The sequence below is a fragment of the Microbacterium sp. SCN 69-37 genome (genome assembly GCF_001724435.1).
In the GTDB taxonomy this organism is placed as follows: Bacteria; Actinomycetota; Actinomycetes; order Actinomycetales; family Microbacteriaceae; genus Microbacterium; species Microbacterium laevaniformans.
This window is the reverse complement of record NZ_MEEL01000024.1, coordinates 64443-83505: the sequence shown is the minus strand read 5'-3', so window position 1 is coordinate 83505 and position 19063 is coordinate 64443. Positions and strand designations below refer to the sequence as shown.

17 protein-coding genes and 1 pseudogene are annotated in these 19063 nt (G+C 69.0%); 3 read left to right on the top strand and 15 right to left on the bottom strand.

What is annotated here, in order from left to right; all coding sequences use genetic code 11:
* Positions 1–216, top strand: a 216-nt coding sequence (locus ABS64_RS06290) for a hypothetical protein (RefSeq protein WP_292681897.1), incomplete at its 5' end; no start/stop codon positions are given.
* 359 nt (positions 217–575) lie between these two features.
* Here the strand turns inward: ABS64_RS06290 and ABS64_RS06285 are convergent.
* The 7 genes and pseudogenes from ABS64_RS06285 to tyrS all read right to left on the bottom strand — a co-directional run bounded on the left by ABS64_RS06285 (position 576) and on the right by tyrS (position 8487).
* On the bottom strand, positions 576–1784 hold the full coding sequence (locus ABS64_RS06285; protein ID WP_292681895.1) for an ROK family transcriptional regulator: 1209 nt from the start codon (positions 1782–1784) through the stop codon (positions 576–578).
* Between the two features lie 77 nt (positions 1785–1861).
* A complete protein-coding gene (gene mmsB / locus ABS64_RS06280; RefSeq protein WP_292681893.1) occupies positions 1862–3073 on the bottom strand; it encodes a multiple monosaccharide ABC transporter permease in 1212 nt (403 codons plus the stop codon).
* Positions 3074–3076: 3 nt separating this feature from the next.
* Positions 3077–4638 (bottom strand): annotated as a pseudogene (gene mmsA / locus ABS64_RS06275) (multiple monosaccharide ABC transporter ATP-binding protein).
* Positions 4639–4740: 102 nt separating this feature from the next.
* Positions 4741–5862, bottom strand: a complete 1122-nt coding sequence (gene chvE, locus ABS64_RS06270) for a multiple monosaccharide ABC transporter substrate-binding protein (protein WP_292681891.1) — start codon at positions 5860–5862, stop codon at positions 4741–4743.
* A 314-nt stretch (positions 5863–6176) separates the two neighbouring features.
* Positions 6177–6338 carry a hypothetical protein gene (locus tag ABS64_RS06265; RefSeq protein ID WP_292681889.1) on the bottom strand — a complete coding sequence of 54 codons (162 nt, stop codon included), beginning with the start codon at positions 6336–6338 and terminating at the stop codon, positions 6177–6179.
* Between the two features lie 16 nt (positions 6339–6354).
* On the bottom strand, positions 6355–7125 hold the full coding sequence (locus ABS64_RS06260) for a DUF4184 family protein (RefSeq protein WP_292681887.1): 771 nt from the start codon (positions 7123–7125) through the stop codon (positions 6355–6357).
* Between the two features lie 30 nt (positions 7126–7155).
* Positions 7156–8487, bottom strand: coding sequence for a tyrosine--tRNA ligase (tyrS, locus tag ABS64_RS06255; RefSeq protein ID WP_292681885.1), 1332 nt, complete (start codon positions 8485–8487; stop codon positions 7156–7158).
* Positions 8488–8590: 103 nt separating this feature from the next.
* On the opposite strand from tyrS, the gene ABS64_RS06250 reads away from it, so the two are divergent.
* Entirely contained in the window at positions 8591–9184 is a 594-nt protein-coding gene (locus tag ABS64_RS06250) for a hypothetical protein (protein WP_036287126.1), read from the top strand.
* Between the two features lie 14 nt (positions 9185–9198).
* Here ABS64_RS06250 and ABS64_RS06245 read toward each other — a convergent pair whose 3' ends face one another.
* Both ABS64_RS06245 and argH read right to left on the bottom strand, forming a co-directional pair.
* Positions 9199–9846 (bottom strand): SatD family protein, encoded by a 648-nt coding sequence (locus tag ABS64_RS06245; RefSeq protein ID WP_292681883.1) that lies wholly within the window; start codon positions 9844–9846, stop codon positions 9199–9201.
* Positions 9847–9893: 47 nt separating this feature from the next.
* Positions 9894–11330: an argininosuccinate lyase gene (argH, locus tag ABS64_RS06240; protein WP_036287129.1), complete on the bottom strand. Its 1437-nt coding sequence runs from the start codon at positions 11328–11330 to the stop codon at positions 9894–9896.
* 233 nt (positions 11331–11563) lie between these two features.
* Here argH and ABS64_RS06235 point away from each other — a divergent pair, with 233 nt between their 5' ends.
* Positions 11564–12628, top strand: coding sequence for a hypothetical protein (locus ABS64_RS06235; protein WP_292681880.1), 1065 nt, complete (start codon positions 11564–11566; stop codon positions 12626–12628).
* A 5-nt stretch (positions 12629–12633) separates the two neighbouring features.
* Here ABS64_RS06235 and ABS64_RS06230 read toward each other — a convergent pair whose 3' ends face one another.
* Genes ABS64_RS06230 through argC form a run of 6 tightly spaced genes read right to left on the bottom strand, consistent with a single transcriptional unit; the run spans position 12634 to position 19041 of the window.
* Positions 12634–13722: a heparan-alpha-glucosaminide N-acetyltransferase domain-containing protein gene (locus ABS64_RS06230; protein WP_288119680.1), complete on the bottom strand. Its 1089-nt coding sequence runs from the start codon at positions 13720–13722 to the stop codon at positions 12634–12636.
* Between the two features lie 25 nt (positions 13723–13747).
* Entirely contained in the window at positions 13748–14671 is a 924-nt protein-coding gene (gene argF, locus ABS64_RS06225; RefSeq protein WP_005048953.1) for an ornithine carbamoyltransferase, read from the bottom strand.
* Positions 14668–15942 (bottom strand): acetylornithine transaminase, encoded by a 1275-nt coding sequence (locus ABS64_RS06220; RefSeq protein WP_269454331.1) that lies wholly within the window; start codon positions 15940–15942, stop codon positions 14668–14670. Before ABS64_RS06220 ends, argF begins: the two co-directional genes overlap by 4 nt.
* Positions 15939–16841 (bottom strand): acetylglutamate kinase, encoded by a 903-nt coding sequence (gene argB / locus ABS64_RS06215; protein WP_005048948.1) that lies wholly within the window; start codon positions 16839–16841, stop codon positions 15939–15941. Before argB ends, ABS64_RS06220 begins: the two co-directional genes overlap by 4 nt.
* Positions 16838–17995, bottom strand: a complete 1158-nt coding sequence (argJ, locus tag ABS64_RS06210) for a bifunctional glutamate N-acetyltransferase/amino-acid acetyltransferase ArgJ (RefSeq protein WP_204946823.1) — start codon at positions 17993–17995, stop codon at positions 16838–16840. Before argJ ends, argB begins: the two co-directional genes overlap by 4 nt.
* A complete protein-coding gene (gene argC, locus ABS64_RS06205; protein WP_292681873.1) occupies positions 17992–19041 on the bottom strand; it encodes an N-acetyl-gamma-glutamyl-phosphate reductase in 1050 nt (349 codons plus the stop codon). The genes argJ and argC overlap by 4 nt, the downstream gene beginning before the upstream one ends.
* Between the last annotated feature and the right edge of the window lie 22 nt (positions 19042–19063).

Below are 19063 nucleotides of genomic sequence, written 5' to 3'. Positions count from 1 at the left end.
TTAAGCACGCCGCCAGCGTTCATCCTGAGCCAGGATCAAACTCTCCAAAAAGAAAAAATGCATACACCATCGGGAAAACGACAATGCAGCGAGTTCGAACTGACCAAAAGGATGCCATCACTGACAATCCATAACGCCAACCCCCAAAAGAGGATTGGACTTGATCCAAAGGAATCTCATCCAGACAAAACTGGAACGAGGTTATTTGGCATTTGACAAGTGCACGCTGTTGAGTTCTCAAGGATCGGATGCTCCCGCGATCGGACCTCTCGGCCGTCTGCACAGGGCAACTTCTCGTTTGCGATCGGCAAGCCGATCGCAGCGGTGGGTCCACTTGCGTGGCCACCGGGACCCCCTCACCCGATCCGTCGGTGACGAGATCGAGAAGGGAGATTTCCATCCTAGACCAGAAGTCTTGTTCTCTCTACCGAGAGGTTTGGGATGGGTGGTTCTCCGCTTGAGGGGGCGAGGCCTTCCGGCCCTTCGCTCTTCCCTGTGGGGCGAACAAGTAATAACTTACGTGGCGGGTGGTGCCGTGGCAAATCACGCCTGCATCCCGGGCGTGTCGCCCCTCATCACGGGCGCACCCCCGCGGGATTGGCCAGCAGGTCCGCGAAGGCGAGCTCCGCCGGACCGATGAGCATGAGGCGCGATCGCAGATGGGCACGCTCGAGTCGGACCGCCCGCCCCTCCGCGCCGAGAGGCTGCACGCGGACAGCTTCTGCGAGTCGCTCACGACTCACCGACAGCAAGCATCCGAGGTATCCGGACAGCACTATGGTTTCGGGACTGAAGGCATTGACAAAGTTGGTCAGCGCGATCGAGAGAACTTCGACCTGTCGAGCCACCTCCGCCATCACCACACTGTCGCGGACGACACCGAGCTCGACGTCGAGCTCGTCCTCGTCCAACTTGCGCCGGCCCAGCAGCGGCTCGAGGAGAGCCAGGCTGACCTCCGCCTCGAGACACCCGGTGCGCCCACAGACACATCGGCGCCCACGGGGGTCGACGACCGTATGACCCAACTCCCCCGCGTACCCGGACGTCCCCCGCAGGAGAGTGCCGTCGATGATGACGCCCCCACCGATACTGCGCATCGCTCCCCCGATGTACAGCAGGTTGGTCACGCCCCGCCCGACGCCGAATCGCGCCTCGGCGAGTGCACCGATGCTGGCGTCATTGCCCGCGACCACCGGCATCCCGAGCTCATCGCTGAGTCGTGCGGCGACGGGGTCGCGCTGCCATTGCAACGGCGGAGCGATCAGCACCGAGCCATTGGCGTTGACGAGTCCGGGGACTGCGAGCCCGGCTCCGACGACCCGGTAATGCCGGTCGATGTCGGCGCGCATCGCCTCCACCGACGACATGACGATCTGCACGAAACGCCGAGGCGAGGGCGGACTCGCCGTATCGTGGCGAAGTCGCGCGTGCACCACGCCGCCGAGGCCCACCAACGCGACCGTCACGGCTTGGGGCTCTGCGCGCACGCTGAGGGCCGCGACCCGGTCGTCGGGCTCGATGTCGAGGGTGGGCCGGCCTACCCGCCCGTTGCTGCCGGTGGCCGGCGCTTCGCGAACGAGACCGAGCTCGATCAGCTCCATCACGAGGCCCGTCACCGTCGACCGGTTCAAGCGCGTGGTCGCTCCCAGCTGCGCACGCGAGAGCGCCCCGTGCAGATGCAGGAGGGATAGGACCGCTCCCAAATTCTGCTGCCGGATGACGTCGTTGGTGGTGCGCTGTGCCGGCGGCGCCGCCGCAGCGGTCTCAAAGACGGGGAGGTTCATACGGGTTCCACCGCCATTGTCTCATCCGCCCGGTGACGCAGCGGACGCGGCGCAGTACCGCGTCCGCTGCGTCGGGATCACGCACCGCCGCTGCGGCGCTTGTTGACAATGTCGAACGCAACGGCGAGCAGAAGCACGATGCCCTTGATGGCCATCTGCCAGGCGGCATCAACACTCAGGATCGACAGACCCATGTTGAGCACACCCATCACGAGGCCACCGATCACCGCCCCGACCACCGTTCCGACGCCGCCCTGGACGGCAGCGCCACCGATGAACACCGCCGCAATCGCGTCGAGTTCATAGTTCTGACCGGCTGACGCGACGGCGCTTCCCGCGCGCGCCGTGGCGTCTACGGCTGCGAGTCCGGCGAGCACACCCATGTTGACGAAGACGAAGAAGTTGACCCACTTCGTCTTGACGCCGCTCATGACGGCCGCGAAGAGGTTTCCCCCCATCGCGTAGATGTGGCGGCCGAAGACGGTGCGGTCGAGCACGAAGGTGTAGGCCAGCACGAGCACGGCCAGGATGATGAGGATGATCGGTGTGCCGTTGTACGTGGAGAGCGTCCACGCGGTGGCCATGATCGCGATGACGGCCACGGCGTTCTTCAGCCAGAACGACCAGGCCACCTCGCGGGGCAGTTCGAGCCGGCGCAGGGTCGCGCGGGTTCGCAGTTGCTGAGCGACCAGCGCCGCGCACGAGACCAGACCCAGCACGAGGGTCAAGCCATCCCGGTCGCCCAGGTATCCGAACAGCGGCGGCAGCCACCCCGCACCGATGGCGGTGAAGCCGTCGGGAAGGGCGCTGATCGTGCCGCCGGTGAGGAGGACGAGGGTCAGACCGCGGAAGAGCAGCATGCCGGCGAGCGTCACGATGAAGGCGGGAATGCCGACGAAGGCCACCCAGAACCCCTGCCAGGCCCCGACGACGGCGCCCACCACGAGGGAGAGGATGACGGCCGCCCACCACGGCCATCCCCAACTCGTCATCGCGATCGCGGCGATCGCACCGACCATCGCCACGACGGAACCGACGGACAGGTCGATGTGCCCCGCGATGATCACCATCACCATGCCGACCGCGAGGATCAGCACGTAAGCGTTCTGCTGGATCAGGTTGTTGACGTTGCCCGGCAGGAGCAGTCGACCGCCGGTGAGCACCTGGAACAGGACGATGATGATCACCAGCGCGGCGAGGATGCCGTACTGGCGGAAGTTGATGCGCGACAGGAAGCCGCGGCGCCGCTTCACCGGCGGGTCGATCGTCTGGGTCGAAACGGTGGACATGGATCAGTTCCTTCCAGCGGTCATGTGCCGCATGAGCGTCTCCTGGGTGGCATCGGCACGGTCGACTTCGGCCGTGATGCGCCCTTCGGAAATTGTGTAGATGCGATCCGAGAGCCCGATGACCTCGGGCAGCTCGGAGGAGATGACGACGACGGCCTTGCCCTGAGCGGCGAGCTCGTTGATGATTCCGTAGATCTCATACTTCGCGCCGACGTCGATACCGCGGGTGGGCTCATCGAGGATGAGGATGTCGGGCCCCGTGAACATCCACTTCGACAGCACGACCTTCTGCTGATTGCCGCCCGACAGGCGTCCCGTGATGGCCGCGACGCTCGGTGCCTTGATGTTCATCTTGTAGCGGTAGGAGTCCGCGACCTTGTTCTCGCGGTAGCGGTCCACGACGCCCAGTCGCGACAGCCGCGACAGGGCGGCAGCGGAGACGTTCACTTGGATGTCGCCGATGAGGTTGAGCCCGTACTTCTTCCGGTCCTCGGTGGCGTACGCGATCCCGTGGCTGATCGCGGCATCCACCGTGTGCACGTCGATCGGCTCGCCGTTCTTGTAGGCGGTGCCGGAGATGTTCGTGCCGTACATGCGGCCGAAGATGCTCATCGCGAGCTCCGTGCGTCCGGCGCCCATGAGTCCGGCGAACCCGACGATCTCGCCCGCGCGGACCGAGAACGAGGCGTTGTCGATGATGACGCGCTCGGTGTCGACCGGATGGTGCACCGTCCAGTTCTCCACACGGAAGAGCTCTTCGCCGATGTCCGGCTCTCGCGGCGGGAAGAGGCTGTTGAGGTCGCGGCCGACCATGGCGCGGATGATGCGTCCCTCGTCGGTGTTCGAGTCGACGCGCTCCATCGTCTCGATGGTGCGGCCATCGCGGATGACCGTGATCCGGTCCGCGATCCGCAAGACCTCTTTCAGCTTGTGGGAGATGATGATGCACGTGATCCCCTGATCACGTAGCTGATCGATCAGCCCGAGCAGGTGGTCGGAGTCGTCGTCGTTGAGGGCTGCGGTCGGCTCGTCGAGGATAAGGAGCTTGACCTCTTTCGCCAGCGCCTTCGCGATCTCGACGAGCTGCTGCTTGCCGACACCCAACTCGAAGATCTTCGTGGCGGGGTTCTCCCGCAGGCCGACACGCTCGAGCAGATCGGCGGCCGCCGTGTTCGTCCGGTTCCAGTCGATCACGCCGCGGGTGGCGATCTCGTTGCCGAGGAAGATGTTCTCGGCGATCGAAAGGTACGGGCTGAGCGCCAGTTCCTGGTGGATGATGACGACGCCAGCGGCTTCGCTGTCGTTGATCGAGCGGAACGCGACCGGTTGCCCGGCCAGATCGAGCGGAACGCGACCGGTTGCCCGGCCAGCGTGATGTCGCCCGAGAAGGTGCCGGCCGGGTACACGCCCGACAGCACCTTCATCAGCGTCGACTTGCCGGCGCCGTTCTCGCCGCAGATCGCGTGGACCTGGCCCGGCAGCACCTCGATGGACACGTCCGACAGGGCCGGGATGCCGTTGAACGACTTCGAAATCCCCGTCATCCTGAGGATCGGTTCAGTCATGGTTTCCTCTTCTCGTCATCGGCGACGACGACGCGATCGAGCGGAACGCGACCGGTTGCCCGGCCAGCGTCGGGCACTGAGCGCCCGCCCGCCGCGAGTGGATCAGAGCCCGACGTCCGAGGCCTTGAGGAAGCCCGAGTCGATGAGCTTCGTCTGGACGTCGTCCTTCGTGACGACCTCGGGGGTCAGCAGGTACGACGGGACGACCTTGACACCGTTGTTGTAGGTCTCGCTGTCGTTCACCTCGACCTCTTTGCCCTGGGTGATCTCCTGGATCATGGTGAAGACGCGGTCGCCGAGGGCGCGCGTGTCCTTCCACACCGTCATCGACTGCAGGCCGTCGAGGATCGCCTTGACGTTGGCCTTGTCGGCGTCCTGGCCCGTGATGATCGGGTAGGCGTCACCGGCGGTGTAGCCCGCCGACTTCAACGAGGCCTCGATACCGATGGCGAGGCTGTCGTTGGGCGAGAGCACGACGTTGACCTTCTTGCCGTCGCCGTAGAACGACGACAGACGGTTGTCCATCTCGGACTGCGCCTTGTCGGATGCCCAGCCCTGGATGCCGATGCTCGCCCAGGCGTCGTCGTTGGCCGGAGCCTTGCCGCTGGGAACGACCAGCTGACCCTTGTCGACGTACGGCTTGAGCACGTCCCACGCGCCCGCGAAGAAGAACTTCGCGTTGTTGTCGTCGGGGCTGCCCGCGAACGGCTCGAGGTTGAACGGGCCCTTGCCGGAGGCGAGGCCGAGCTTGTCCTCGATGAACTTGCCCTGCAGCTGGCCGACCTTGTAGTTGTCGAACGTGGCGTAGTAGTCGACGTTCTTGCTGCCGTTGATGAGGCGGTCGTACGCGATGACGGTGGCGTTCTGCGCCTTCGCCTCGTCGAGGACCGGGCCGAGCGTGGAACCGTCGATCGCCGCGATCACGAGGATCTTGGCGCCGCCGGCGATCTGGTTCTGGATCTGGCTGATCTGCTGGTCGGTCTTGTTGTCCGCGTACTGCAGGTCGACCTTGCAGCCAGCGTCGGTGAGCTTCTTCTGGAGCTGCTCACCGTCGTTGATCCAGCGCTCGAGGCTGCGGGTCGGCATGGCAATCCCGACATTGCAGTCGGTCGTGGTGGCGGCGGCATCCGTCGACCCGGTGTCACCGGACTTCGTCGATGAACACGCTGCGAGGCTGACGGCGAGGGCCGCGATGGCCGCTCCCGTCATGATCTTCTTCAGCATTGTGATCTGCGTTCCTCTCTGAATCGCAGGGACTTCCGCAGCCGCGCCGGCCTTCCTCGGTCGGGGGCCCGGGTGCTTCCTTGTCCCGGCTTACTGTGATCTCCGTCTAATTATGACGGCTCCGCAACAATATCGCCGAGGCCTACGGGTGTCCACAGTTTTCGACACAGGAAGATCACAGTTCGGTATCGGCCGATCCGGGGCGCCATCGCGTCCGCGCAGCGTGCGCTGACATCGCGATATCGACGAGCGACCACGGCGCGAGAGGCGCGCGGCGGGTGTGAGTCACGCGCCTGGTGGGCACGGAGGGACGCTCAACTCCCGGTGACGCCGAGGATGCCGAGAACTCCCGCCGTGAGCATGTAGATCCCCGCGCCGGCGCCCAGCACCCAGATCACCAGGCGGCCCTTCGTGATGCGCGGCTTCGCCGGATCGCCGGAGGGCACGTCGCGTGCGGGCTCATCGCGGTCGGGCATGCGGACAGTCTAGGCGTCACACCGGCCGACGCCGGCGGATGACGATCACGACGCACAGCACGAGCGTTGCCGCGCCCCAGAGCGCGCACGCGAGCGGGAGCACCCGATACGCGAGGTGCTGCACCGTCCATTCGGGCGTGAACCCGCCGTACACGACGAGCCCGACCGCCCACGCGGCCACCAGCACGAGAGGAAGGGAAAACCACCACGAGCGACGAACGATCGCCGGGATCCCGGTGGTGGCCCCGCCGACGGGACGGCGACGCAGCCACACGGCCGCCGCGACGGCGAGCACGATCAGGCCGAACGCGCTCGAGCCGTACTGCAGCCACTTGAGACCGACGAGCGGTCCCCACCGCTCGTCGAGAGCCGGGAAGAGCTTCGTTCCCCACCGCCCCTCGTGCGTGAAGGCGTCCCACGCGATGTGGGAGGCGACGCCGAGCAGCAGCGACAGGACGGCGAGCAGCGCCGAGACCCACGCGGGCCGACGGGCCCACCATTCGGGCACGCCGACACGATCCCACTCCCGCGGAAGCCGCGCGGCGAGCCAGGCCGGCGACAGCGACCGCACGCTGGGACGCAGCAGGACGTACCAGAGCACCGTGAGCGCGCCCGCGATGACCGTCGACACCGCGAGGTTCGTATGCGTCAGCTGGTATGACACCGGCGTGCCGCGGACGAACAGCGGCAGGTCCGGTGTCATCGCCCCGATCGCGATCGCAGCGGGAAGCAGCGGCGTGCGCACGAACGGCAGCGCCACGACGGCGTGCGAGACGGTGAACGGCATACGGCCCTCGGCGTTCGGACCCGGACCGGCTCAGGCCGCGGGCTCGACGAAGAGCCCCGCGAGGGTCTTCTTGCCGCGGCGCAGCACCGCGACGCCACCGGGCAGCGCGCCCGTGATCGCGGTGGACTCGTCGTCGATCTTGACCCCGTCGAGGCTGACCCCGCCCTGCGCGATGGCGCGGCGCGCTTCGCCCAGGCTCGCGCACAGTCCCGTCTCGACGAGCGCCTGGACCACGGTCGTTCCCGCGGCGACCGTGGCGTTCGGCAGCTCCTCCAGCGCGCTGCGCAGCGTAGCGGCATCCAGAGCCGAGAGGTCTCCGGCGCCGAAGAGCGCCTCGGATGCCGCGATCACGGCGGCCGTCGCCTCCGGCCCGTGCACGGTCGTGGTCACCTCCAGCGCGAGACGCTTCTGCGCCGCGCGACGGAACGGCTCGGCGGCCACCAGCTCGGCGTACTCCTCGATCTCGGCACGCGTGAGGAACGTGAAGATCTTCAGTCGCTCCACGACGTCGGCGTCGTCGGTGTTCAGCCAGAACTGGTACATCCGGTACGGGCTGCACATCGTGGCATCCAGCCAGATGGCGTTGCCCTCGCTCTTGCCGAACTTGGTGCCGTCGCTGTTGGTGATCAGCGGCGTGCCGATGGCGTGCACCGAGGTGCCCTCGACGCGGTGGATGAGATCGGTGCCACTCGTGAGGTTGCCCCACTGGTCCGATCCGCCGGTCTGCAGCACGCAGCCGTACTGGCGATGCAGCTCGAGGTAGTCCATCCCCTGGAGGATCTGGTAGCTGAACTCCGTGTAGCTGATGCCGGCCTCGGAGTTCAGGCGCGCCGCGACGGCATCCTTCTTCAGCATCGTGCCGACGCGGTAGTACTTGCCGACATCACGGAGGAAGTCGATGGCGCTCAGGGGCGCCGTCCAGTCGAGGTTGTTGACCATACGCGCCGCATTGTCGCCCTCGAAGCTGAGGTACCGCTGGACCTGGGCGCGAAGGTTGCCCACCCATTCGGCGACGGTGTCCTTCGTGTTGAGCGTGCGCTCCGCCGTCGGCCGGGGGTCGCCGATGAGGCCCGTCGATCCGCCGACGAGACCGAGGGGACGGTGGCCGGCCAGCTGCAGGCGACGCATCAGCAGCAGCTGCACGAGGTTACCCAGATGCAGGCTCGGCGCCGTCGGATCGAAACCGCAGTAGTACGTGATCGGCTCGCCGCCCAGCAGATCGCGCAGAGCGGTCTGGTCGGTGGACACGTGGACCAGGCCTCGCCAGACGATCTCGTCCCAGACGTTCTCGAACGAGGAGTCGTTGGCAGGGGCCAGCGCACGCGCGGGCGCGGAAGCACTCACGGAGACGGTTTCAGACACGCGCCCCAGGTTATCAGCGGCGGATGCCGAGCCCCGATCGCACCGATGGGGCTCGCGTCCGCGCCGCCGCGGCGACGTCCGCGCCCCATGGGAGACTGACGACATGGATCCCGACACCCCGGCGATCGTCACGCTGATCGGCGTGATCGTGCTGTTCATCGCGCTGTGCGCGGCCCTGATCCTCGTCGTGATCTCGCTTCGGCGTCCGCGAGGCCCGGTGCTGATCGCCGCGGCGGCGATCGTCGTGCTCGCACTCGTCACCCTCAGCATCCTGCCGGCGCACCTGCCCGTCCTGGCCGCCGCTGCGCTGGCGATCCTCGGCACCGCGCTGGCGATCGTCGGCGGCAACCCGTTCACGCGCTGGGTGCTGTCGGTCGCCGACGGCGGCCGAACGACAGAGGGCCCGCGCGGCGGCATCCTCGTCGAGATGATGTCCGGCCGCGATACCGATGCCGTCCACGAGGAGGAGATCCTGCGCGGCGGCACGACGATCGGCTACCTCGAGCGGGCGTGCGCGGCCCTCGGCATCCTCGCCGGCTTTCCCGGAGCGGTCGCCATCGTCGTGGCGCTCAAGGGCGTCGGACGATTCACGGAGCTGGCCACACCGGCCGCACGCGAGAGATTCATCGTCGGCACGATGGCGAGTCTGCTGTGGGCGTGCGCCGTCGCGGGGGTCGTCTGGCTCGCGGTCTGGTGACGTGAGCCGGGGGCTCACACGTCGGATGACGGTGTCGGGTCGGCGCGCAGCTGCGTGTACCCCTCGACGAGGGCGGCGACCCCCGCGACCCCGAGGGCCTGAGAAACCGCCGACTGGGTGATGCCCTCCGCGGCCGCGAGCTCCGCCTGCGTCACCCCGAGGATCCGTCCATAGGCAAGCCGGCGGGTGCGCGGCGCCATGGCGGTCACCAGTTGGTCCCGCGCGAGGAGGTAGGCGTTGGCCACTCGGACGTCGACGGCGGTTCCAGCATCGGCGACGACCCAGGTGCGCGCGCCCGGGATCGTGCGCGCCTGCGCGGCGTGGATGGCATCGATCGCTTCCCGCGCAGCCCACCACGCCGGCCCCTCGGCGAGCGTCCCTACGCGGGAGGGGACGTCGCTGTGCGCTCCGACCCCGATGCCGAAACGACAGTCGAGATCGTCGGGCAGCGCGAGCCGAATCAGCAGCAGGGCCGCCATGGCGGCATCCAGAGAGGGGTAGACGCCCTGCAGCTCGTCACCCACCGTCGCGGTGAGCTGTCGCTCCGCCAGGGGCACGTCCCGCTCGACGCGGGCGATCGCCTCTTCCAGAGCGCGTTGGGCGGCAGCCCGATCGGGAAGACCACGCGATCCGACGATGTCGGCGATCACAGCGACGCTCATGAAAAGAAGCATATCGCTGATATCCAGAAAATATCAGTATATGACTGCTATTCGAGATCGATCAGTGCGCGTGCGGCGCTCTGCGAGCGGGCGATGAGCTCGGCGCGCTGCTCCGCCACGCGGACACCCGCCGTGCCTCCGGCGCCGGTGCGGCTCGCGACCGACCCCTCGATCGTCAGCACCTCGCGGACGTTCGGGGTCAGATGCGTCGACACCTCCGCGAGCAGAGCGTCATCGGCATCCTCGAGTCCGATTCCGCGCTCCTCGCACGCGCGCACGAGCGACCCGGAGATCTCGTGTGCGTCACGGAACGGCACGCCCTGCTTCACGAGCCACTCGGCCACGTCGGTGGCCAGCGAGAATCCGGCCGGGGCGAGGGCGGCCATGCGCGCCGTGTCGAAACGCATCGTCGCCACCATGCCGGCGAACGCGGGCAGCACCGTCTCGAGCGTGAGGACCGAGTCGAAGACCGGCTCCTTGTCCTCCTGCAGATCGCGGTTGTAGGCCAGCGGCAGCGCCTTCAGCGTCGCCAGAAGACCAGACAGGTTGCCGATCAGGCGTCCCGCCTTGCCGCGAGCGAGCTCGGCGATGTCGGGGTTCTTCTTCTGCGGCATGATGCTGGAGCCCGTGGAGTAGCCGTCGTCGAGCGTGACGAAGCCGAACTCGCGGGTGTTCCAGATGATGATGTCTTCCGCGAAACGCGAGAGATCCACACCGATCATGGCCGCGATGAAGGCGAACTCGGCGACCACGTCACGCGAACTCGTGCCGTCGAGGGAGTTCTCCGCCGGACGGGCGAGTCCGAGCCGGTCGGCGACCAGCTGGGGGTCGAGGCCGAGGGTCGCACCGGCGAGCGCTCCCCCGCCGTAGGGCGAGACCGACGCCCGCGCCGCCCAGTCACGGAGCCGCTCGAGATCACGAACGAGGGGCCAGCCGTGGGCCTGCAGGTGGTGGGCCAGCAGGATCGGCTGCGCGTGCTGCAGGTGGGTGCGCCCCGGCATGATCGCCTCGGCGTGCGCCTCGGCCTGCGACACGATGGCATCGACGACACGCAGGAGATCGCGGGCGATCACGCGGGCGTGGTCGAGCAGGTACAGCCGCACGAGGGTGGCGATCTGATCGTTGCGGCTCCGACCCGCGCGGAGCTTGCCGCCGAGCGCCGGACCGATCTCGGCGATGAGGGCGGCTTCCAGCGCGCCGTGCACGTCCTCATCCGTCGGCTGGGCGACCAGTGAGCCGTCGGCGACCGCCGCCGCGAGGGCATCGAGCCCCGCGTGCATCCGCGCCTCTTCGTCGGCGGTGAGGTACCCGGCGGCGGCGAGCGCCGCGGCGTGCGCGTGCGAACCGGCGATGTCGTAGAGCGCGAGCACCCAATCGAAGTGCGTGGAACGGCTGAGGGTCGCAAGCTCCGGTGAGGGCCCCGACGCGAAGCGCGCCCCCCAGAGTGCGCCGTCGTTCGTGCCGTGCGGTGTCGTTTCGCTCACCGCACCAGCCTAGCGAGCACCGCGCCGACGCTCCGCCCGGTGCGCTCCGCACGGCGCAGAGCCCGCCGCAGCACGTTCATCCGTCCCGACGCGTCGCATCGCGGCATCCGATGCGACCAGACGAGACGGATGAGCGAGCCGCGGACCCCTCCCCACACCGCCCCGCTGCTCACGTATGCACAGATGCCGCCGCCCGACCCGTCGCGCGCGAGGAGGCGCGCCACGCTGCGATGATGAGTCGTCGCCCGTCGCCGCTGCCCGACAGCCTTCCGGAGTCGTTCTCCGTCGCGCAGACGCAGGATGCCGGGGTATCGCCGCGCCGGCTCCGCGCGCGCGATCTGGCCTCGCCGTTCCGGGGCGTGCGATCGCGGCCTCCGGCGGAGTCCGCGGCTGCGGTGGACGACGACGCGTCGCCCGGTGCGAACGAGAATGCGCGGCTGCGGCTGACGATCCAGCGGGCGGCGCGCGCGTATGCGGCCCGGGCGGTCCCCGGCATCCTGTACACCCACGTCACGGCGGCGGTGATCTGGGATCTGCCGCTTCCGCTGCGGCTGCTGCGTCGCGGCGCCGAAGCGATCGACGTCGCCGTGCTCGGCGAGCGGCGAGCACCGAAGGGCGTGGGGGTGCGGGGTCATCAGCTGCGCGCCGAGCTCACGAGGACCGGCGTGCGGCGCGGGTTGCGCGTGGCCGCGCCGGCATCGGTGTGGGTGCAGCTGGCTCCGCTGCTGTCGGTGGGCGAGCTCGTCGAGCTGGGCGACGCCGTCGTGCACATCCCGCGGCGACGGGGGATGCATCGCGGTACGCCCGCTGACGCCTTGGCGGCGCGTGACGACCTGGTGGAGGCGATGGAGGCCGGCCGCCGCGTCGGTGCTGCGCGACTGCGCGCGGCGCTGGGGCTGATCCGGGTCGGGGCGGCCTCGCCACCGGAGACGCGGATACGTCTCGCGTGCGTGCGGCGGCAGCTACCCGAGCCTCTCCTCGACGTCGACGTGTTCGGCGTGGACGGCAGACCCATCGGCTTCACCGAACTGGCTTTCCCGGACCACGGCGTCCTCGTGGAGTACGAGGGCGATCACCACCGCCGATCGCCGAAGCAATGGCAGCGCGACATCGAGAAGCACGCGGCCTGCGTGGCCGCGGGATGGGAGGTCGTGCGCCTGACCGCCGCAGACCTGCATCGGGACGCTGCTCCCGCTGCCGCGAAGATCGCCGCAGCGTTGGCTCGCGGCGATCTTCGCCGTTCATCCGTCCCGTGGGGTCGTGTCGCCGCTGCAGATGCGGCGGGAGGGGACGGATGAACGGCTCAACCGGGGATGACCGCGCGGGTGGCGTATGCCAGGGCGCGTTCCAGGGGGCCGCGGCCGAGGACGAGGGCCCATGCGGTGCAGGACACGAGCGTCGCGCCGACGAACGGCCAGAACGGCTGCAGGTCGCGAAAGCCCGACAAGTCGCCGACGTCGCCCATGGCAAGGGATGCCCACACGGCCCACGCGACGATCTGCCCGACGTACGCGGTCAGCGGCATCGACCCCACGGCGCGCACGGGCAGCAGCACGATGCGCGCAGGCGTGCGACAGATCAGCAGACACAGGCCGATGACGGCGAGCGCGAAGCCGCCCGACCCGACCGCCTCGAGCACACCGCCGGAGTGCGCGCCGTCGGCCAGCACCCGTCCGAGGTACGAGTCCTCGGGCAGGTCGATGACCGTGGATGCCGCGGCGGCCGCCATCGCGCACGCCGCGCCACCGACGACCAGCGCGACGAGGGTGCGCGCCGATCGCAGGTCGGAGCGTGCGGCAGCCAGACCCGCGATCAGGAAGGCCGCCCACACGAGGAAGGGATAGTGCCAGCCCAGCAGCAGAACGAGGTCGCCGCCGATCGCCCCGGCGTCCACGAGCGCCCGATCCGCCAGTGGCAGCACCCAGGGGGCGCCGACGCCGATGACGGCGGCGAGGACCCAGAGGGTGGATGCCGACAGGCGCAGCAGCGGCACCGCGAGGAGGAACAGGATGCCGTAGGCCGGCAGGATCACGTAGACCGGCACACCCGTGGCATTCAGCAGCATCCCGATGCCCCAGATGATCGCCGCCCGCACGACCAGGCGTCGCCGCGCGACGACGAGCGTGCGACCCGTCGCGGGCGTGCGGCCCGCGCTCGCCCGCGCACCGGTCATGAGAGCGATCGAGACCCCCGCGAGCGTCGCGAACAAGATCGAGGACCGCCCGTTGACGAGATCGACCCACGCCGCGGGTTGCGCAGCATCGAAATGCGCGATCACCAACAGGTGCGCGGCGAACATCCCGAACACCGCGAGACCCCGCGCGAGATCGACGCCGGCGAGCCTGCCGTCGCCATCCAGCGTGCGCGCGCGGAGCGGACGGGGGGCCGTCATCGTCGTCCCACCGTCCGCATCCCGATCACTGCTGGCGCAGCAGCCAGACCAGCAGGGCCTTCTGGGCGTGCAGCCGGTTCTCCGCCTCATCCCAGACCACGCTCTGCGGTCCGTCGATGACCTCGGCATCCACCTCGTAGCCGCGGTCGGCGGGGAGGCAGTGGATGAAGATCGCGTCGGGGTCGGCGAGGTCCATCGTCTCCTGCGTGACCTTGTATCCACCGAGGTCGTGGACGCGCTGGATCTTCTCCTCCTCCTTGCCCATCGACACCCAGGTGTCGGTGACGATGACGTCGGAGCCGGCGGCCGCCTCGGCGGGATCGGTGAAGAGCGTGACCGAGCCGCCGGTCGTCGCGGCGATGCGATCGGCATCGGCGATGACGTCGGCGCGGGGGGCATACGCGGCGGGCGAGGCGACGCGCACGTGCATGCCGGCGGTGACGCCGGCCAGCACATAGGAGTGACCCATGTTGGAGGTGCCGTCGCCGAAGAACGTGAGGGTCAGACCCTTCAGCTCGCCCTTGTGCTCGCGGATGGTGAGCAGGTCGGCGAGCAGCTGGCACGGGTGGAAGTCATCGCTGAGGGCGTTGATCACCGGAACGGTCGTGCCGCGCGCCATCTCCTCCAGGCCCGCCTGCGCGTAGGTGCGCCACACGATGGCCGCGACCTGGCGCTCCAGCACCCGCGCGGTGTCGGACGGCGTCTCCTTGCCCCCGAGCTGGCTGTTGGCGGTCGAGATGATCAGCGGCGATCCGCCGAGATCGGCGATGCCCACCGCGAACGACACGCGAGTGCGCGTCGAGCTCTTGTCGAAGATGACCGCCACGGTCTGGGGGCCTTCGAGGGGCTTCAGCTTCCAGCGATCCTTCTTCAGGGCGACGGCCAGATCGAGGATCTCGGCCTGCTCGGCCGGGGTGAGATCGTCATCGCGGAGCAGGTGGCGGGTCATGCGGAGGCCTCCGGGGTCGAGGGGTCGGACGCGTCGAGCACGAGGGCGTCGGCGACGGTCGCGAGGGAGCGGGTGAACAGGTCGATGAACTCGTCGATCTCGACGTCGCCGATGGTCAGCGCGGGCGCGATGCGGATCGTGCTGTCGTTGGCAGCGTTGACGATGAGGCCGTGCTGCTGCGCGGCGGCGACGAGCGCGCCGGCCACGGGATGCCGCAGCGCGACGCCCAGCAGCAGACCGCGTCCGCGGCATCCTTCGATCAGTGCGGAGTCGATCTGAGCGATCGCGGCGCGCAGCTGCTCGCCGCGGACGGCGGCGTTGGCGACGAGTCCCGCGCGATCGATCTCGCCGAGCACGGCCAGGGAGGTCGCCGTCGCGAGCGGATTGCCGCCGAAGGTCGAGCCGTGCGTGCCCGGGTAGAAGAGGTCGCTGGCGGCGCCGAAGGTGATGAGCGCGCCGATCGGGAAGCCGCCGCCGATGCCCTTGGCGACGGTGATCGCGTCGGGCACGATGTCCTCGTGCTGGAAGGCGAACCAGGCGCCGGTGCGACCCGCGCCCGTCTGGATCTCATCGACGATCAGCAGCGCACCGTGACGCGCGGTGATCTCGCGTGCCGCGGTGAGGTATCCCTCCGGCAGCGGCACGACACCCGCCTCACCCTTGATCGGCTCGACGAACAGGGCCGCCACGTCGTCGTCCATGGCCGCCTCGAGGGCTTCCACCGTCGAGTCGAGGAACTCGACCCCGGGGACCATCGGCAGGAACGGTGCCTGCATGTACGGCTTTCCGGTGAGGGCGAGCGTTCCCATCGTGCGGCCGTGGAACGCATCCTTCAGCGCCAGGATGCGGGGGCGCGCGGCGCGCGCGTCCGTCGCCGCGCCGTGCAGGCGGGCGAGCTTGAACGCGGCCTCGTTCGCTTCGGCGCCCGAGTTCGCGAAGTACACGCGTCCGGTGTCTGCGGCACCCGACAGGCGCTTGAGCTCGGCGGCCAGTGCCAGCTGCGGCGGCGTCGCGAAGAAGTTCGACACGTGCGACAGCGTCGCGGCCTGGCGCGACACGGCCTCCACGAAGACGGGGTGTGCGTGACCGAGCGAGGTGACGGCGATGCCGCCGAGGAAATCGAGGTAGCGGCGTCCGTCCGCGTCCCACAGCGACGACCCCTCGCCGCGGACGAACAGAGCCATCCGGTCGCCGGCGTTGCGGACGAGGTCGCGCCCGGCGTCCTCCTGCCACATCGTCGCTGCCGTCGTCTGCTCCTGTACGCCGCTCACTGCGCCACCACCTCTGTTCCGATTCCCTGCTCCGTGAAGACCTCGACCAGTACCGAATGGGGCTGGCGTCCGTCGATGATCGCCGCCGTGTCGACGCCGCCGTCGACGGCGTCGAGGCACGCCTGCATCTTCGGGATCATGCCCGACTCCAGCCGCGGCAGCATCGCGCGCAGCTCATCGGCGGTCAGATGCGAGACCAGCGAGTCGCGATTCGGCCAGTCGGCGTAGAGGCCCGCGACATCCGTGAGCACGACGAGCTTCGCCGCGCCCAGCGCGACGGCCAGAGCGGCTGCCGCGGCATCCGCGTTGACGTTCAGCGAGTGCCCGGGGTTGTCCAGGTCGGGTGCGATCGAGGAGACCACCGGGATACGACCGGCGGCGAGCTGGTCGAGCACCGGCTGCGGGTCGACGCGGACGACATCGCCGACGGCGCCGAGGTCGTGCTCGGTGCCGTCGATCACCACGCCGCGCCGCCGCCCCTGGAAGAGCCCCGCATCCTCCCCCGACACCCCGACGGCGAAGGGGCCGAACGCGTTGATGCGCCCGACCAGCTGCGGGTTCACCTGACCGGTGAGCACCATCCGCACGACGCTGATCGCCTCGGTCGAGGTCACCCGGTAGCCGCCCTTGAACTCGCTGGGGATGGCGAGCCGATCCAGCATCTGCGAGATCTGCGGGCCTCCCCCGTGCACGACGACCGGCTTGACACCGACGAACCGGAGGTACGCGATGTCCTGCGCGAACGCGTCCTGCAGCTCTTCGGAGACCATGGCGTTGCCGCCGTACTTGATCACGATGATCTGCTCGCGGAAGCGCTGCAGCCACGGCAGCGACTCGATGAGGACGGCGGCCTTCTCGGCGGCTTCCTCGGGCGTGGTCTGCTGGATCTTGCCAGTCATGAGCTGTACGCGCTGTTCTCGTGCACGTAGTCGTGCGTCAGGTCGTTCGTGAAGATCGTCGCCTCCTCCTCGCCCTCCTTGAGGTCGATGAGCACGTCGGTCGCGCGCGGCGTGAGGTCGACCTCCTCCCGGGGGCGGTCCGGTGCGCCCGCGCTGCACAGTCGCACCCCGTTGAAGCTGACGTCGACGGCGTACGGATCGAAGGCCGCCTGCGTCGTCCCGATCGCGGCCAGCACGCGGCCCCAGTTGGGGTCGTTTCCGAAGATCGCGGCCTTGAAGAGGTTGTTGCGTGCGACGGAGCGCCCCACCTCGACGGCGTCGTCCTCGGATGCCGCGCCCACCACCCGGATGGTGATGTCGTGGCTCGCACCCTCGGCATCCGCCTGGAGCTGTCGAGCGAGACTCGTGCACACCTCGACGAGAGCCGCACGGAACGCGTCCGCGTCGGGCGTCACGCCGCTCGCGCCACTGACCATCAGCGTCACCTGATCGTTGGTCGACATGCAGCCGTCGGAGTCGAGTCGGTCGAAGCTCACCCGGGTGGCGGCGCGCAGATGCGCATCCGCCTCGTCGGCCGACAGCACCGCGTCGGTCGCGATGACCACGAGCATCGTGGCAAGGCCCGGAGCGAGCATCCCCGCACCCTTGGCCATCGCCCCGATGGTCCACCCGTCACCGGCGAAGACAGCGGTCTTGGGTACGGTGTCGGTCGTCATGATGGCGCGCGCCGCGTGGTCGCCGCCGTCGTCCGAGAGGGCGGAGATCGCCGCCTCGGTACCGGCAAGGACCTTCCCGCGGAAGACCTCGTCGCCCGTGCCGATGAGCCCGGTGGAGCACACGAGCACGTCGCCGGGGCTGATGCTCAGCAGCTCGGCGGCCTTCTCCGCCGTCTGATGAGTGGTCTGGAAACCGAACGCCCCGGTGAAGCAGTTGGCGCCGCCCGAGTTGAGCACGATCGCCTCGACGGTGCCGTCCTGAATGGCCTGCTGCGACCACAGGATCGGGTTGGCCTTGGCACGATTGCTGGTGAACACGGCGGCTCCGACCTTCAGCGGGCCGCGGTTGACGACGACGGCGACGTCGGGCCTGCCGGTCGATTTGAGACCGGCCACGACGCCGGCGGCGGCGAATCCTGCAGGGGCGGTGACGCTCACGGTGCCACTCCGTTCACGGTCAGACCCGTGGCCTCCGGAAGGCCCAGGGCGATGTTCATCGACTGGATGGCGGCACCGGCGGTGCCCTTGACGAGGTTGTCGACGGCCGTCACGACGACGACGCGGTTCGCGGCGCGGTCGACCGCGAGTCCGACGAGGGCGGTGTTGGCGCCCAGAACGTCCGCCGTGCGGGGGAACTGCCCCTCGGGCAGCAGCTGCACGAACGTCTCACCGTCGTACGCGCTCTCCCAGGCCGAGCGGATCTCGGCATCCGTCACGCCGTCCACGATCGGTGCCGTGGAGGTGGCCAGGATGCCGCGGGCCATCGGCACCAGCACCGGCGTGAACGAGACGCGGGCATCGGGAGCACCGGCGACCGCGAGCGCCTGCTGGATCTCGGGGATGTGGCGGTGCGTGCCGCCGACGGCATACGGGTTCGCGGTGCCGAGGATCTCGGAGGCGAGCAGGTTCGTCTTCAGGCTCTTACCCGCCCCGGAGGGCCCCACGGCCAGCACGCTGACGATGTCGCGGGCGTCGATGACGCCGGCCGCGACGCCGGGGACGAGGCTCAGCGCCACCGTGGAGGCGTTGCAGCCCGGGGCGGCGATGCGGGAGGCGCCGACGAGGTGCTCACGCTGCTTCTGCCCGCCCGCGCCGACGATCAGCTCCGGCACGCCGTAGGTCCACGGCTCGTGGAAGGCGCCGCCGTAGAACGCGTCCCACGCCGCCGGCGAGATCAGACGGTGGTCGGCACCGGCGTCGATGACCAGGGGCGTGTCGGCGAGCGCGTCGGTGTACTGACCGGACTGGCCGTGCGGGAGCGCGAGGAAGACCACGTCGTGGCCCGCGAGCACCTCGGGCGTCGTCGGCTGCAGGGTGAGGTCGGCCAGCGAACGCAGGTGGGGCTGATGCTGGATGAGCGCATCGCCGGCGTTGCTGTGCGCGGTGACGGTGCGGATGTGGACGTCGGGATGAGCGGCGAGGAGGCGCAGGATCTCGCCGCCGGCATAGCCGGAAGCGCCGGAGACGGCGACCGAAAGGGTCATTGTTCAACCTTATTGTGACGTG

Bases quoted from the DNA above. Each gene is read 5' to 3' on its own strand.
- ABS64_RS06285 (WP_292681895.1), bottom strand. From the start codon at position 1,784: ATGAACCTCCCCGTCTTTGAGACCGCTGCGGCGGCGCCGCCGGCACAG.
- mmsB (WP_292681893.1), bottom strand. From the start codon at position 3,073: ATGTCCACCGTTTCGACCCAGACGATCGACCCGCCGGTGAAGCGGCGC.
- chvE (WP_292681891.1), bottom strand. From the start codon at position 5,862: ATGCTGAAGAAGATCATGACGGGAGCGGCCATCGCGGCCCTCGCCGTC.
- ABS64_RS06265 (WP_292681889.1), bottom strand. From the start codon at position 6,338: ATGCCCGACCGCGATGAGCCCGCACGCGACGTGCCCTCCGGCGATCCG.
- ABS64_RS06260 (WP_292681887.1), bottom strand. From the start codon at position 7,125: ATGCCGTTCACCGTCTCGCACGCCGTCGTGGCGCTGCCGTTCGTGCGC.
- ABS64_RS06250 (WP_036287126.1), top strand. From the start codon at position 8,591: ATGGATCCCGACACCCCGGCGATCGTCACGCTGATCGGCGTGATCGTG.
- ABS64_RS06245 (WP_292681883.1), bottom strand. From the start codon at position 9,846: ATGAGCGTCGCTGTGATCGCCGACATCGTCGGATCGCGTGGTCTTCCC.
- ABS64_RS06235 (WP_292681880.1), top strand. From the start codon at position 11,564: ATGAGTCGTCGCCCGTCGCCGCTGCCCGACAGCCTTCCGGAGTCGTTC.
- ABS64_RS06230 (WP_288119680.1), bottom strand. From the start codon at position 13,722: ATGACGGCCCCCCGTCCGCTCCGCGCGCGCACGCTGGATGGCGACGGC.
- argF (WP_005048953.1), bottom strand. From the start codon at position 14,671: ATGACCCGCCACCTGCTCCGCGATGACGATCTCACCCCGGCCGAGCAG.
- argB (WP_005048948.1), bottom strand. From the start codon at position 16,841: ATGACTGGCAAGATCCAGCAGACCACGCCCGAGGAAGCCGCCGAGAAG.
- argC (WP_292681873.1), bottom strand. From the start codon at position 19,041: ATGACCCTTTCGGTCGCCGTCTCCGGCGCTTCCGGCTATGCCGGCGGC.